Raw genomic sequence first — 12,869 nt, 5'->3', positions numbered from 1 at the left:
CCTGACAATGCGGTTAGGGTCGGCAGGTGGGCTGGCGTGCAGCGTTCATCACCTCGATCGCGACGCTGCTGTGCGCGGCTCCGGCACAGGCGGCCACGTACACCGTCACGGGCACGGGTGACCCGGGCGGAGCGTGCTCGGGCACGACCTGCACGACGCTGCGGGCCGCGATCGAGGCCGCGGAGCGGGCACCCGGGGCGGACACGATCGAGCTGCCGGCGGGAACCATCACCATCGCCGCCGACTACACGGTCGGCACGCAGCTCACGATCACGGGCGCCAGCGCGCGGACGACGGTCATCGACGGCGGCGACAAGCACCGGCCGTTCCGGGTGGGTGCGAACGGGCAGCTGGCGCTCAGCAACGTCTGGCTGCGCAACGGGCTGTCCGGCGGCGGCGACGTCACCGACGGCGGCGCGCTCTACGTCAACCAGGGCTTCGTCACGCTGCAGGACGTACGGATCTCCAGCAGCACCGCCAGCCGCGGCGGCGGCATCGCGAACAATCTCGGGCGTGTGGTCGGCGACAACGTGCTGATCGACAACAACGCGTCGACCGGGCTCGGCGGCGCCGGCATCCACAACGTCGGCGGGTCCGAGCTCGCCAACCAGGACGGCTGGATCGCGCTCACGGACACGACGATCTTCAACAACACGGCCAGCTCGGCGAGCGGGGTCGGCGGCCTGCTGTCGACGGGCAGTGGCGCGCTCGTCACGCTCACCCGCTCGACGATCGCCGACAACGACGGCGGCAGCCGCAGCGTCGGCGGCATCGTGCCCAGCGGCGCCACGGGCGCGACGGGCAGCATCATCGCCCGCAACCTCGCCGACGGCACCACCGTCAACTGCTCGGCGCCGCTCACCGACGGCAACTTCAACGTCGAGGACGACACGGACTGCGGCCTGGCGCCCGGCAAGCTCACTCCCGGCCTCGCGAACGCGCTCAGCAACCAGGGCGGCCAGATCGACGTGCTCCCGATCACCACCGCCGGCGCCGCCTTCAACCGCATGCCGCTCGGCGACACGCCGTGCGAGGGGACCGACCAGCGCGGCCTCTCCCGGCCGCAGGGCACGGCGTGCGACGCGGGCGCGTTCGAAGTCGACCAGGCCGCGACGGTCACGATCACCGGCGGCCCGAGCGGGACCGTCACGGCGACCAACGTCCAGTTCGACTTCCGCGCCAACGAGCCCGGCGTGACGGTGCAGTGCGACCTCACCGGGCCGGGCCAGACCGCGAGCTGGGAGACGTGTTACAAGGAGAACGCGCAGCCGTACGCGAGCCTCGCCGACGGGCCGTACACATTCTCGGTGCGCGCCGTCAGCGCGGCGTTCCCGAACCCACCGGTGGCGATGCGGACGTTCGTCGTCAACGCCGCGGGCGCGCCGACCACGACGCTCACCGGCGGGCCTGACGGCCCGACCAACGACGCCACGCCGACGTTCACGTTCAGCTCGAACGAGGCCGGGTCGACGTTCGAGTGCGCCGTCGACTCCGACGCGTTCGCCACGTGCACGAGCCCGCACACGACCGCGCCGCTCGCCGAGGGCGGGCGGACGTTCCGCGTCCGTGCGCGCGACGCCGCGGGCGTCGTGGGCAACACGGTGACGCGGGCGTTCAGCGTCGACCGGACGGCGCCGGACACGACGATCGGCTCCGGGCCGTCGGGACCTGTGGCCTCCACCAGCGCGGCGTTCACCTACACGAGCGAGCCGGGCGCGACGTTCCAGTGCTCGCTGGACGGCGCGGCGTTCGGCGCCTGCCCGGTCAACTACACCGGGCTCGCGCAGGGGCCGCACACGTTCCAGGTCCGCGCGCACGACGCCGCCGGGAACTTCGACGCATCGCCGGCCACGCGCGCCTGGACGGTCGACACGGTCAGGCCGAGCCCGCCGGCCGTCGCCTATCCGGCGCAGAACCAGTGGGTGCGGACAAGGTCGGTGACCGTGTCCGGCACCGCGGAGGCGGGGGCCTCGATCGAGATCCGGGAGGGGCAGTTCTTCCGCGGCACGGCCACGGTCACCGGGGCCGGGACGTGGTCGATCCCGCTCGCGGTCGTCACCGACGACACCCACGTCTACTCGGTGACGGCCCGCGACGGCGCCGGGAATACCAGCGACCCGACCGTCCGCACGTTCCGCGTGGACACGGTCGCGCCGGCCGCGCCCACCATGGCCGAGGCCGTGGTGAACGGGGCGACGGTCACGCTGTCCGGCCGCTCCGAGGCCGGCGCGACGGTGGAGCTCTTCGACGGCGCCACCGCGCTCGCGACGACGACCGCCGACGCGAACGCGGCCTGGACCCACACGCTCACCGGCGTCGCGAACGGGACCCACAGCTACACCGCGCGGGCGCGCGACGCGGCCGGAAACGAGAGTGGCGGGTCCACCCCGCCGCGGATCGCGACCGTCAACACCGGCTCGCCGCCGGAGCTCGAGCTGACGGGCCCGAGCGGCGCGACCGACGCGAACCCGGTGTTCGCGTTCACCGCGTCCGAGCCCACGACCGAATGCCGGCTCGACGGGCCGGACGGACCGGGCGCGTACGCGGCCTGCGTCTCGCCCAAGACCTTCAACGCGCTCGCGCCCGGCGGGTACGTGTTCTTCGTGCGGGTGACCGACGCCGCCGGGAACCGCTCCGAGAGCCGGCGTGAGTTCACCGTCGCGCAGCCGCAGGCCGGCCCGGGCCCAGGGCCAGGCACACCCACGCCGACCCCCGCGCCGGCGCCGACGCCCGTCCCGAACCAGACGATCGTCGTCGCGCCGGCGCAGGGCACCGTGCTCGTCAAGCCGCGCGGCGCGCTGAGCTTCGCGCCGCTGGACGTCACCACGGGCATCCCGAACGGCTCTGAGGTCGACGTCCGCGCCGGCCGCGTCACGCTCACCTCGATCCCGCGACCCGGCGCGCCGGCGGAGACCGCGGACTTCTACGGCGGCATCTTCATCGTCACCCAGAAGGGCGGGATCACCGAGCTCAAGCTCAGCGAACGCCTCACCGGCTGCCCGCGGGGCCAGCAGGCGCGCCTCGCGCAGAGCAAGCCCAAGAAGCGCCGCCTCTGGGGCGACGGCAAGGGCGCGTTCCGCACGTCCGGCAAGTACAGCGCCGCGACCGTGCGCGGCACGCGCTGGCTCGTCGAGGACACGTGCACCACCACGTTCACGCGCGTGGCGGTCGGCAGCGTCGAGGTGCGGGACTTGGTCAAGAAGACCCGCACGGTGCTGCGCAAGGGCAAGACCTACACGGCGCGCGCCAAGAGGCGCTGAACCACGTCCTCGGGCTCGGACACCCGCTCGATCGTCCAGCCGGCATCGCGCAGGAGCCGGTCGCGGCGCGCGTCGTCGCGGCGGATCGGGGCGCGGGAGTGCCCGGGGCCGTCCAGCTCGATGACGAGCTTGCGGGCCGGCCAGTGGAAGTCGACTTCCTCGCCGAGGAGCCTCGTGTTGACGAGGGGCTCGGGGAGGCCCGCGGCTTTGAGGAGGGTGATGGCCTTGACCTCTTCCCGGCTCCTGGTACCGGCCGAGCCGGATTCGTAGAGCTCGATCGCTTCGCGCGCCGTCCTGATCTTCCGGCCGAGGTTGCGCTCGATCGCGTCTTGGGTGGCGAGGAGGGAGTAGAGGCCTTTGAACGCGGCCTCGCGGATGACGGCGGTGATCTCGTGCGGGACGGTGACGACGTCGGTCAGGTCGACGATGAGGCGGGCGACGGTGGTGACGGGGATGCCTCGGCGGTCGGTGCGGTCCCTCGGATCGATCGTTGCCCGGTGGAACTTCGTGCCCGGCGGTGACTGACGCTTGCTCGGGACAAGGGCATCGATGAGGGGGGCGCGGCGGCGTGTGAGGTCTAGGAGCTCCGCGCCGGCCCAGTGGCTGATCAGCGTGTCCGGGCCACCGAGGAGGGCCACGGCCATCAGCTCGGCGTCGCGGGAAAGCGGGCCGACGGAGTAGACCGCGCGGTACACGCGGCGCAACCGCCCGGCCCGAGCGCGCTTCGTCAGCGCCGCGGTGTCCAGTCCGATGCGAGCGAGTTGCGCGGTCGTGATCAGACCGTGCTGGCGCTCGGCGAGGGCCGCGATCGCCTGATCCACGGTGGGTGCGGTCGGAAAACTGCCTGTGAGGAAGCTTCGCGACCGCACCCGGTGATGTTCTCGCGGACCGCTGTTACGGATCTACGCGCGGGTGCACCAAATGTGTGTCAATACTCCGGCAGGCCCTCTTCGGGCGTGGAGGCCTGCGCGTACAGGCGGCGCGGGATTCGGCCCGCGCGGTAGGCGAGGCGGCCCGCCTCGACGCCGAGGCGGATCGCCTGGGCCATGGTGGCCGGGTCCTCGGCGCGGGAGATCGCGGTGGCGCACAACACCGCGTCGAAGCCCAGCTCCATCGCCAGGGCGGCGTCCGAGGCCGTGCCGATCCCCGCGTCCAGGATCACCGGGACCCCCGCACGCTCGCGGATGAGGCGCAGGTTGTACGTGTTCAAGAGCCCTTGGCCCGAACCGATCGGCGAGCCGAGCGGCATGACCGCGGCGCAGCCCACGTCCTCCAGCCGGCGCGCGAGAATCGGGTCGTCGTTGGTGTACGGCAACACGATGAAGCCGTCGTCGACCAGCTCCTCGGCGGCCTCGAGCAGCGCCGGCGCGTCAGGGAGCAGCGTGCGCTCGTCGCCGATGACCTCGAGCTTGACCCAGTTGGTCTCGAACGCCTCGCGGGCCAGCTTGGCCGTCAGGACGGCGTCACGCGCGGTGAAGCAGCCGGCGGTGTTGGGGAGCAACTGCACGCCGGCCGCATCCAGCACGTCGACGATCGAGCCGTGCTGAGCGGGGTCGATGCGCCGCAGGGCGACCGTCACGAGCTCGGAGCCGCTCACCTCCAGCGCACCGGCCAGGGCGTCCAGCGAGCGGAACCCGCCCGTGCCGAGCAGCAGGCGCGAGCTCAGCGTCTTGCCCGCGATCGTCAGAAAATCGGTACCGGTAACGGCCATCTCAGCCTCCCTGGATCGCGCGCAGGATCTCCACCCGCGCCCCTTCGTGCAATGTGGTCTTGCCCCACTGGCCGCGCGGGACGACCTCGGCGTCGACGGCCACCGCGACCCCGCGCCCGGCGCCGGGCAGGTCCAAGGCCTCCAGCGCGTTCGCCACCGTCGCGCCCTCGTCCAGCGTCGCCGGCTCTCCGTTCAACACGACGTTCATGCGGCGACTCCGGCGAAGCGTTGGGGGTTGGCGGGCGCCGCCCAGTCCGGCAGCGCCTCGTCGTTCAGGACAGACGCGACGAGATCCGCCGTGACCGGCGCGAGCAGGATCCCGTTGCGGAAGTGCCCCGTCGCCCACACGAGCCCGTCCAGCGCGCCCGGGCCGATCGCCGGCACGTTGTCGGGCGTCGCGGGCCGCAGCCCGGCGAGCAGCTCCTCGATCTCGAGCTCGAACACGCCCGGGACCACCTCACTCATGTCCCGCAGCAGCTCGTACACGCCGCCCGCCGTCGGCATCCGGTCCCAACCGCGCTCCTCCATGGTCGCGCCGAGCACGTAGCGCCCGTCGCCGCGCGGGACGAAGTACGCCTGCTCGCCGCGGATCGTGCGCTCTACGAGCCCCGGCCCGCGCGGATCACGCAGCCGCAGGACCTGACCCTTGACCGGCCGCACCGGCACGCGTGCGCTCTCCGGCAGGTCCAGCCGCGCGACGTCCACCCCCGCGGCGACCACGACCTGCTCGGCCGCGACCACACCGTCGGCGGTCAGCACGCCCGTCACGCGCTCCCCCGCCACCCGCAGCCCCGTCACCCGCGCCCGGCGCACGTCCACGACCCGCGCGAGCGCCGCGACCAGCTTGCGCGGATCGATCGAATGATCGGACTCGATCTCCAGCGCGAGCCGGACGGTCGGCGCCAAGGCGGGCTCCAACCGGCGCGCCTGAGACGGCCGCAGCCGCGAGACCGGCAAGTCCAGCCCACGCCGGAACTCGGCCAGCCGGTCCAAGGCCGCCGCCTCGTCGCTGTCGCGCGCGACCACCAGCGTCCCCACGGACCGCAGCCCCGGGTCCTCCAGCCCCGCGCAGAACGCCGGGTACCGGCGCGCGCTCTCGAGCCCCAGCTGCAGCAGATCGCCCTCGCCGAACTCGGCCTCCGACACCGGCGCGAGCATCCCCGCCGCGACGTGCCACGCGCCCGGCTCGCCCGCGTCGAGCACGACCACCCGCGCGCCGCGCTCCTGCGCCCGCCACGCACACGCGAGCCCGATCGGACCGCCACCCACGACGGCGACGTCGAAGCTCTCTGACTGCACTGCCACTACGTCCTTGCCTCCCTACGCCGGCACGACCCGGATCAGGTTCGACGGTCGGCGCCCCGCTGGCGCCCTCTCAGCCCGTCTGCGGGCTCCCGTGCATGAGCCGTTCATGGTATCCCCTGGTGGGTGACTCCACGCGAGCGTCTGTCCACCGCGCGCCTGTACCTCGTCTGCCCCGCGCGCCCCCGCGACTGGATCGCGGCCGCCGTCCGCGGCGGCGCCGACCTGATCCAGCTGCGCGACAAGACGCTGGACGACGAGCAGCTCATCGAGGCCGCGCGCGCGTTCACCGGCCACGACGCGCTGTTCATCCTCAACGACCGCCCCGACCTGGTGGAAGCGACCCGTGCCGACGGCGTCCACGTCGGCCAGGACGACATGACGCCCGCCGAGGCCCGCGCGCTGATCGGCCCCGACCGCGTCGTCGGCCGCTCCACGCACGCGCCCGCGCAGGCGCAGGCCGCCGACGCGGACCCGGAAGTCGACTACCTCGCCGTCGGCCCCGTCCACACCACGCCGACCAAGCCGGGCCGCCCCGCGGCGGGCCTGCACTACGTGGCGCACGCCGCGAGCGCGGTCAACAAGCCCTGGTTCGCGATCGGCGGGCTGGACGCCGGCAACGTGCACGAGGTGGTCGAGCGCGGCGCGACGCGGATCGTCGTCGTGCGCGCGATCACCGAGGCCGAGGACCCGGAGGCCGCCGCGCGGGAGCTGCGGGCCGCGCTGGAGGAGCCCGCACGTGCCGGGCACTGAGCGGCCGCACGAGGAGGAGCCGGCGCACGAAGACGCGCCGGCGGCCGCGCCGCGCGAAGAGGCCGCGAGGCTGGAGGCGGCGCGCGAGGCCGCGCGCCGCGACTTCGCGCGCGAGCAGGCCGAAGCCGACCGCGCGCCGTCGGGCATGCAGCGCGGCTACGCGCGCGGCCGCGCCCGCGACGAGGCGATCCGCGCGCAGCTCACGCCGCTCGGCCCGGACGAGCGCCCGCTCGGCCTGATCCTGGCGATCGTCGTCGTCCTGGTGATCTGCGGCGCCAACGCGATCCTCGCCGCCACAGAGGACCACTTCGCCTACGCGGCGGCCTTCGTCGTCGGCGGCCTGGCGCTCGCCGCCGGGCTCTGGCAGCGCATCTACGCCGTCGTCGTGCTGGTCGAGGCGCTGCTCGCGCTCGCGATCGTCTTCGCCGCGCTTTCGCTCTTGCTCGCGGGCAGCCTCCTGGCCGCGGCGGCCGCCCTGCTCGTCATCGCGGTCAGCGGCCCCGTGTTCTGGTTGCTGATCCGCGTGATGGCGCGCCTGCAGGTGCCCAAGCAGTGACGTTCGCCGAGGCGGTCGCGGTGGCCGCGGCGGGGTTTGCGGCCGGCGGCGTGAACACGATCGTCGGCTCCGGCTCGCTGATCACGTTCCCGACGCTGCTCGCCGTCGGCTACGCGCCCGTCGTGGCGAACGTCTCCAACGGGGTCGGGCTGGTGCTCGGCGGGATCAGCGGGGCGGTCGGCTACCGGCGCGAGCTGTGCGGACAGTGGCGGCGCGTCGGCTTCCTCGCCATCGGCACGACCTTCGGCGCGCTGCTCGGCGGCATCCTGCTGTTGGAGCTGCCCCAGTCGGTGTTCGACGCGATCGTCCCGGTCCTGATCCTCATCGCGGCCGTGCTGATGGCCGTCAAGCGCACGCCGGACGCGCACGCCGACAGCGAGCGCAACGGCGCTGGGCTGACTGCGTCGTTCGCCACCGGCATCTACGGCGGCTACTTCGGCGCGGCGCAGGGGATCATCCTGATGTCGCTGCTGCGCTTCTGCTACCCGGACGAGCTGCAGCGGCTGAACGCGGTCAAGATCGTGCTGACGGCGGTGGCGAACGGCGTGTCGGCGCTGCTGTTCATCCTCGTCGCCGACGTCGCCTGGGAGGCCGCGGGTCTGATCGCGCTCGGCTCCATCCTCGGCGCGCAGGTCGCCGCCAAGTACGGGCGCAAGGTCCCGTCCGAGGTCCTGCGCTGGATCGTGGTCATCGGCGCCACGTTCGTCGCCGTGATCCTGTTCGCGACGTAACCGCTAACGTGGCCGCCACTTATGCCTGAGCAATATGACTGCATCGTCATCGGCTCCGGGCCGGGTGGGTATGTCGCCGCGATCCGTGCCGCCCAGCTCGGGATGAAGACCGCCGTGGTGGAGAAGGACAAGGTCGGTGGGCGCTGCTTGAACTACGCCTGCATCCCGGCCAAGGCCGTCCTGCGCGTCGCGGACATCCTCTCCGAGATCGACGAGGCCGACGAGTTCGGCATCGAGGTCCCCAGCCGCGAGGTCGACTTCTCCAAGGTCTCCGCGCGTCGTGAGAAGGTCGTCAAGACCCTCACGGGCGGCGTCGGCGGCCTGCTCAAGAAGAACAAGATCGACGTCATCGAAGGTGAGGCCTCCCTCGCCGACGGCGGCGTGAAGGTCGGCGACGAGACCTATCAGGCGTCGAAGGCGATCATCCTCGCCACGGGCTCCGTGCCCAAGCCGGTGCCCGGCACCCAGTTCGGCGGCCGCGTGATCGGCACCGAGGAGGGCTGGGCGCTCGAGAAGCTGCCGAAGAAGATCGCCGTCCTCGGCGCGGGCGCGTCGGGCTCCGAGCTCGCCTCGGCCTATGCACGCCTCGGCACCGAGGTGCTGCTGTTCGAGATGCTCGACCGCGTGCTCCCGACCGAGGACGCGGACATCTCCAAGGTCGCCGGCCGTCAGCTGCAGAAGCAGGGCATCAAGATCAACCTCGGCGTGCCGGTCGAGAACGTCCAGTCGCACGACGACAAGGTCACGTTCACGTACGGCGACAACTCCGACGAGGTCGAGTACCTGATCATCGCCGCCGGCCGCGGGCCGGACGTCGAGGCGCTCGGGCTCGACAAGGCCGGCATCAAGCTCACCGACCGCGGCCTGATCGAGGTCGACGGCGCGCTGCGCACGTCCGTCGAGAAGATCTACGCCATCGGCGACCTCGTCCCCGGCCCCGCGCTCGCGCACAAGGCGTCCGATGAAGGCGTGATCGCCGTCGAGGACGCGGCCGGCATGAAGACGCACCCGATCGAGTACGTCGACATCCCGCGCGCGACCTTCTGCACGCCCAACGTGGCGAGCTTCGGCCTCACCGAGGCGCAGGCGCGCGACGCCGGCATGGACGTCGTCGTCGGCAAGCTGCAGTACGGCGCCGTCGGCGCGGGCACGGTCTACGGCGACCGCACCGGCGTCATCAAGATCATCGGCGACAAGAAGTACGGCGAGCTGGTCGGCGGCCACATCGTGGGCGCGAAGGCCACCGAGCTGATCCAGGAGCTGGTCAACGCCAAGGCGCTCGAAGGCGGCTACGCCGAAGTGGCGCGCATCATCCACGGCCACCCGACGCTGTCGGAGGGTGTGATGGAGGCCGCGCGTGCCGCAGACGGTTGGCTCATCCACGGATAGAGCCCAGCCCCGCTTCTATTACGACCTCGCCTCCCCCGAGAGCTACTTCGTCGCCGAACGAGCGCTCCACGCGGTGGGCGAGGTCCCGGAGTGGATCCCGGTCGATCTCGGCGGGGCGTTTCGCTGCGCCGCCGAGGTCGAGGCGTACAAGGAGGACGTCGAGCGCCGCGCCGCCGCGCTCGGCGTGATGCCGATCCGCTGGCCGGACCCGTTCCCAGCGGACATCGAGTGGGCGACGCTGGCCGCCACCTACGCGAAGTGGATCGGCCGTGGCGTGGCCTTCTCGCTCGCCGCGCTGCGCCAGGCGTTCGCCGCCGGGCGCGACCTGTCGGTGCCCGACAACGTCCTGCTCGCCGCGGCCGCGTGCGAGATGCACCCGCACGCGGTGATCAAGGGCGTCGAGCTGGAAACCACCAAGCGCGCGCTCGCGGAGGCGCATGAGCGCGCCGCCGCCGACGGGATCGACACGGTGCCGGCGATCTGGGTCGACGGCCAGGTGCTCGCCGGCGAGCGGGCGATCCCGGTCGTATGAGGGCCGACCACACGTTCGAGCTGAAGGTGCACCGCCAGGGACGCTTCTTCCGTCCCTCCGACAAGCTCGAGCAGGTCGAGCTGCTCCGCGCCGACACGGGCGAGACCGTGCTCGCCTGGGACACCCGCCCGCGCGACACGGGCAAGCTCGCCCGCGCGCTGCGCGCCGACCTCATCCAGCTCCAAGCGGACGAGTTCCTCGCGCGCTGGCGCAAGTACGAGAGCTAGGCGTTCACTCGGCGACCCGGGCCAGGCGGTTGAGCATGACCTGGATGATCGGGCCGTAGGTGGCGGCGAGCGCCGGTTCGAGCGGCCCGGGCGCGCGCAGGTCGATGGCGACCACGCAGCCCGTGCCGCGCTCCTCGACCCGGTGGACCATCTCGGCCGGGCCGACCTGCCAGGTCCAGGAACGCGCCGACTTGGCCGTGATCTTCGCCGGGACGGGCAGCACGCCGAACAGCCGCGCCGCGCCCACCGCGCCCGCTTCGACTTCCGGTGTGCCGAGGCCCCAGGCGCCCCGGACGTGCGGCGCCCAGCTGGCCCAGACCCCCGGACGCGCCATCAGGGCCCACGCGATCGCTGCCGGTGCGCGGGAGTCCGCGGTCCAAGTGCGCATGCGGGTGGCCTACCCGGGTACGACCAGCGGCATGGGAGACGGGCTCGACGCGGCGCGTGAGTGGCTTAAGACGATGGTGCTGATCCGGCGCTTCGAGGAGCGCGCGGGGCAGATGTACGCCAAGAACAAGGTCGGCGGCTTCCTGCACCTCGCGATCGGTGAGGAGGCGACGATCGTCGGCGCGGTGCGGGCGATGCGCGACGAGGACTACCTGATCTCCACCTACCGCTCGCACGGGCACGCGCTCGCGCGCGGGACGGACCCGAAACACGTGATGGCCGAGCTGTTCGGCAAGGCGACGGGCGTCAGCGGCGGGCGCGGCGGCTCCATGCACATGTTCGACGCCGAGCGGCGCTTCATGGGCGGCTACGGGATCGTCGGCGGCAACCTCCCCCTCGCGGCGGGCATCGCGCTCTCCAGCGACTATCGCGAGACCGAGGAAGTGACGGTCTGCGTGTTCGGCGACGGGGCGGCCAACCAGGGCACGTTCGGCGAGACGCTCAACATCGCCGCGCTGTGGAAGCTGCCGGTGGTCTTCATGGTCACCAACAACCAGTTCGGGATGGGAACCGCGCTCGAGCGCCACGCCGCGCAGCCGGACCTGCACAAGCGCGGCGAGGGCTTCGGCGTGCCCGGGCTCAAGTGCGACGGGATGGACATCGGCGACACCTACGAGGTCCTGAGCGAGGCGATCGAGAAGGTGCGCAGCGAGCGCACGCCGCTGCTCGTCGAGGCCGTCACGTACCGCTTCGCCGGCCACTCGATGGCGGATCCCGAGGAGTACCGGGAGAAGGACGACGTCAAGAAGTGGCGCGAGCAGCACGACCCGATCAAGAACTTCGCCGCCAAACTCGACGACGTCGATCTCGACGCGCTCGACGAGGAGGCCGCGAAGACGATCGACGCCGCGGTCGAGTTCGCCGAGGAGTCCGACTTTCCGACGCCGGAGTCGATCTACGAGCACGTGTACGTCACCGGAGGCCAGGTCCGTGGCTGAGCTGCGCTACCGGGAGGCGCTCAACCAGGCGCTGCGCGAGGAGATGGAGCGCGACGAGCGCGTGTTCATCATCGGCGAGGACATCGGCGTCTTCCAGGGCGCGTTCAAGGTCACGCAGGGGCTGCTGGAGGAGTTCGGCGGCAAGCGGGTGCGGGACACGCCGATCTCCGAGAACACGATCGTGGGCGTGGGCGTCGGGGCGGCGATGACCGGGCTGCGGCCGATCGTCGAGCTGATGACGGTCAACTTCAGCCTGCTGGCGATGGACCAGATCGTCAACCACATGGCCGCGATCCCGTACATGTTCAACGGCCAGGTCCAGGTGCCGATGGTCGTCCGGATGCCGCAGGGCGCCGGGCACCAGCTCGGGCCGACCCACTCGCACTGCCTCGAGGCGATCTACCTGCACGTGCCCGGGATGCTCGTCGCCGTGCCGTCCACGCCCGCGGACGCCAAGGGCCTGCTGAAGGCCGCGATCCGCGACGACAACCCGGTCGTCTTCATCGAGCACGAGTCGCTCTACGGCGCCAAGGGCGAGGTGCCCGACGACGACGATCTGATCGTCGACTTCGGCCAGGCCGCGGTCCGCCGGGAGGGCGAAGACGTGACGATCGTCGGGATCTCGCGCATGGCCGTCACGGCGCAGAAGGCCGCCGAGGAGCTCGCGAGCGAGCACGACATCAGCGCCGAAGTGATCGACCCGCGCACCCTGCGCCCGCTCGACCTGGACACGATCGTCGAATCCGTGCGCAAGACGAACCGCGCCGTGATCGTCGAAGAGGGCTGGCCGCACGGCGGCGTCGGCGCCAACCTGGCGGCGCTGATCCAGGAGCACGCGTTCGACTACCTGGACGCCCCGATCAAGCGCGTGACGGGCGCCGACCTGCCGATGCCGTACTCCAAGCCGCTCGAGCAGATCGCGTTCCCGCACGAGCCGCAGATCGTCGAGGCCGTCAAGGCGCTCTTGTAGCGACCCAGTCGCGACAAGTCTTATAACCGCGCGCCGGGGTCCTGCGCACACAC

The 12,869-nt window shown here is 72.2% G+C and carries 14 protein-coding genes and 1 riboswitch; of the genes, 9 read left to right on the top strand and 5 right to left on the bottom strand.

Going from position 1 to position 12,869, the window contains the following annotated elements; all coding sequences use genetic code 11:
- Positions 1 to 26 precede the first annotated feature (26 nt).
- Positions 27 to 3,260, top strand: coding sequence for an Ig-like domain-containing protein (locus OJ962_RS15785; RefSeq protein ID WP_202954437.1), 3,234 nt, complete (start codon positions 27 to 29; stop codon positions 3,258 to 3,260).
- Here OJ962_RS15785 and OJ962_RS15780 read toward each other — a convergent pair.
- The 4 genes from OJ962_RS15780 to thiO form a co-directional block, all read right to left on the bottom strand.
- The gene (locus tag OJ962_RS15780; protein ID WP_202954438.1) at positions 3,233 to 4,081 is read right to left on the bottom strand and encodes a type IV toxin-antitoxin system AbiEi family antitoxin domain-containing protein; all 849 of its coding nucleotides are present in this window, start codon (positions 4,079 to 4,081) and stop codon (positions 3,233 to 3,235) included. The genes OJ962_RS15785 and OJ962_RS15780 overlap by 28 nt on opposite strands.
- 107 nt (positions 4,082 to 4,188) lie before the next feature.
- Positions 4,189 to 4,971 (bottom strand): thiazole synthase, encoded by a 783-nt coding sequence (locus OJ962_RS15775; protein ID WP_202954439.1) that lies wholly within the window; start codon positions 4,969 to 4,971, stop codon positions 4,189 to 4,191.
- A gap of 1 nt (position 4,972) precedes the next feature.
- Positions 4,973 to 5,179 (bottom strand): sulfur carrier protein ThiS, encoded by a 207-nt coding sequence (gene thiS / locus OJ962_RS15770; protein WP_202954440.1) that lies wholly within the window; start codon positions 5,177 to 5,179, stop codon positions 4,973 to 4,975.
- The gene (thiO, locus tag OJ962_RS15765) at positions 5,176 to 6,276 is read right to left on the bottom strand and encodes a glycine oxidase ThiO (RefSeq protein ID WP_202954441.1); all 1,101 of its coding nucleotides are present in this window, start codon (positions 6,274 to 6,276) and stop codon (positions 5,176 to 5,178) included. Before thiO ends, thiS begins: the two co-directional genes overlap by 4 nt.
- A riboswitch (TPP riboswitch) is annotated at positions 6,271 to 6,379 on the bottom strand. It overlaps the preceding gene by 6 nt.
- A gap of 20 nt (positions 6,380 to 6,399) precedes the next feature.
- On the opposite strand from thiO, the gene thiE reads away from it, so the two are divergent.
- Genes thiE through OJ962_RS15735 form a run of 6 tightly spaced genes read left to right on the top strand, consistent with a single transcriptional unit; the run spans position 6,400 to position 10,461 of the window.
- Complete coding sequence (gene thiE / locus OJ962_RS15760; RefSeq protein WP_270006458.1) at positions 6,400 to 7,026, top strand: thiamine phosphate synthase; 627 nt, start codon at positions 6,400 to 6,402, stop codon at positions 7,024 to 7,026.
- Positions 7,013 to 7,582, top strand: a complete 570-nt coding sequence (locus tag OJ962_RS15755) for a hypothetical protein (protein WP_202954442.1) — start codon at positions 7,013 to 7,015, stop codon at positions 7,580 to 7,582. The genes thiE and OJ962_RS15755 overlap by 14 nt, the downstream gene beginning before the upstream one ends.
- Positions 7,579 to 8,313 (top strand): sulfite exporter TauE/SafE family protein, encoded by a 735-nt coding sequence (locus OJ962_RS15750; protein ID WP_202954443.1) that lies wholly within the window; start codon positions 7,579 to 7,581, stop codon positions 8,311 to 8,313. Before OJ962_RS15755 ends, OJ962_RS15750 begins: the two co-directional genes overlap by 4 nt.
- 21 nt (positions 8,314 to 8,334) lie before the next feature.
- A complete protein-coding gene (gene lpdA / locus OJ962_RS15745) occupies positions 8,335 to 9,702 on the top strand; it encodes a dihydrolipoyl dehydrogenase (RefSeq protein WP_202954444.1) in 1,368 nt (455 codons plus the stop codon).
- On the top strand, positions 9,671 to 10,234 hold the full coding sequence (locus OJ962_RS15740) for a DsbA family protein (RefSeq protein ID WP_202954445.1): 564 nt from the start codon (positions 9,671 to 9,673) through the stop codon (positions 10,232 to 10,234). The genes lpdA and OJ962_RS15740 overlap by 32 nt, the downstream gene beginning before the upstream one ends.
- Positions 10,231 to 10,461 (top strand): hypothetical protein, encoded by a 231-nt coding sequence (locus tag OJ962_RS15735; protein ID WP_202954446.1) that lies wholly within the window; start codon positions 10,231 to 10,233, stop codon positions 10,459 to 10,461. The genes OJ962_RS15740 and OJ962_RS15735 overlap by 4 nt, the downstream gene beginning before the upstream one ends.
- A gap of 4 nt (positions 10,462 to 10,465) precedes the next feature.
- Here the strand turns inward: OJ962_RS15735 and OJ962_RS15730 are convergent, their stop codons facing one another.
- Complete coding sequence (locus tag OJ962_RS15730) at positions 10,466 to 10,849, bottom strand: SRPBCC family protein (protein WP_202954447.1); 384 nt, start codon at positions 10,847 to 10,849, stop codon at positions 10,466 to 10,468.
- Positions 10,850 to 10,880: 31 nt separating this feature from the next.
- Here OJ962_RS15730 and pdhA point away from each other — a divergent pair, with 31 nt between their 5' ends.
- Together pdhA and OJ962_RS15720 are read left to right on the top strand one after the other, a co-directional pair.
- The gene (gene pdhA / locus OJ962_RS15725) at positions 10,881 to 11,846 is read left to right on the top strand and encodes a pyruvate dehydrogenase (acetyl-transferring) E1 component subunit alpha (protein ID WP_270006457.1); all 966 of its coding nucleotides are present in this window, start codon (positions 10,881 to 10,883) and stop codon (positions 11,844 to 11,846) included.
- Positions 11,839 to 12,816, top strand: a complete 978-nt coding sequence (locus OJ962_RS15720) for an alpha-ketoacid dehydrogenase subunit beta (protein WP_202954449.1) — start codon at positions 11,839 to 11,841, stop codon at positions 12,814 to 12,816. Before pdhA ends, OJ962_RS15720 begins: the two co-directional genes overlap by 8 nt.
- Positions 12,817 to 12,869 lie beyond the last annotated feature (53 nt).

The sequence above is a fragment of the Solirubrobacter deserti genome (assembly GCF_027587175.1).
GTDB classification, from domain to species: Bacteria; Actinomycetota; Thermoleophilia; order Solirubrobacterales; family Solirubrobacteraceae; genus Solirubrobacter; species Solirubrobacter deserti.
Note: the sequence above shows the minus strand (reverse complement) of the source record. Positions and strands in the feature narration are given on the sequence as shown.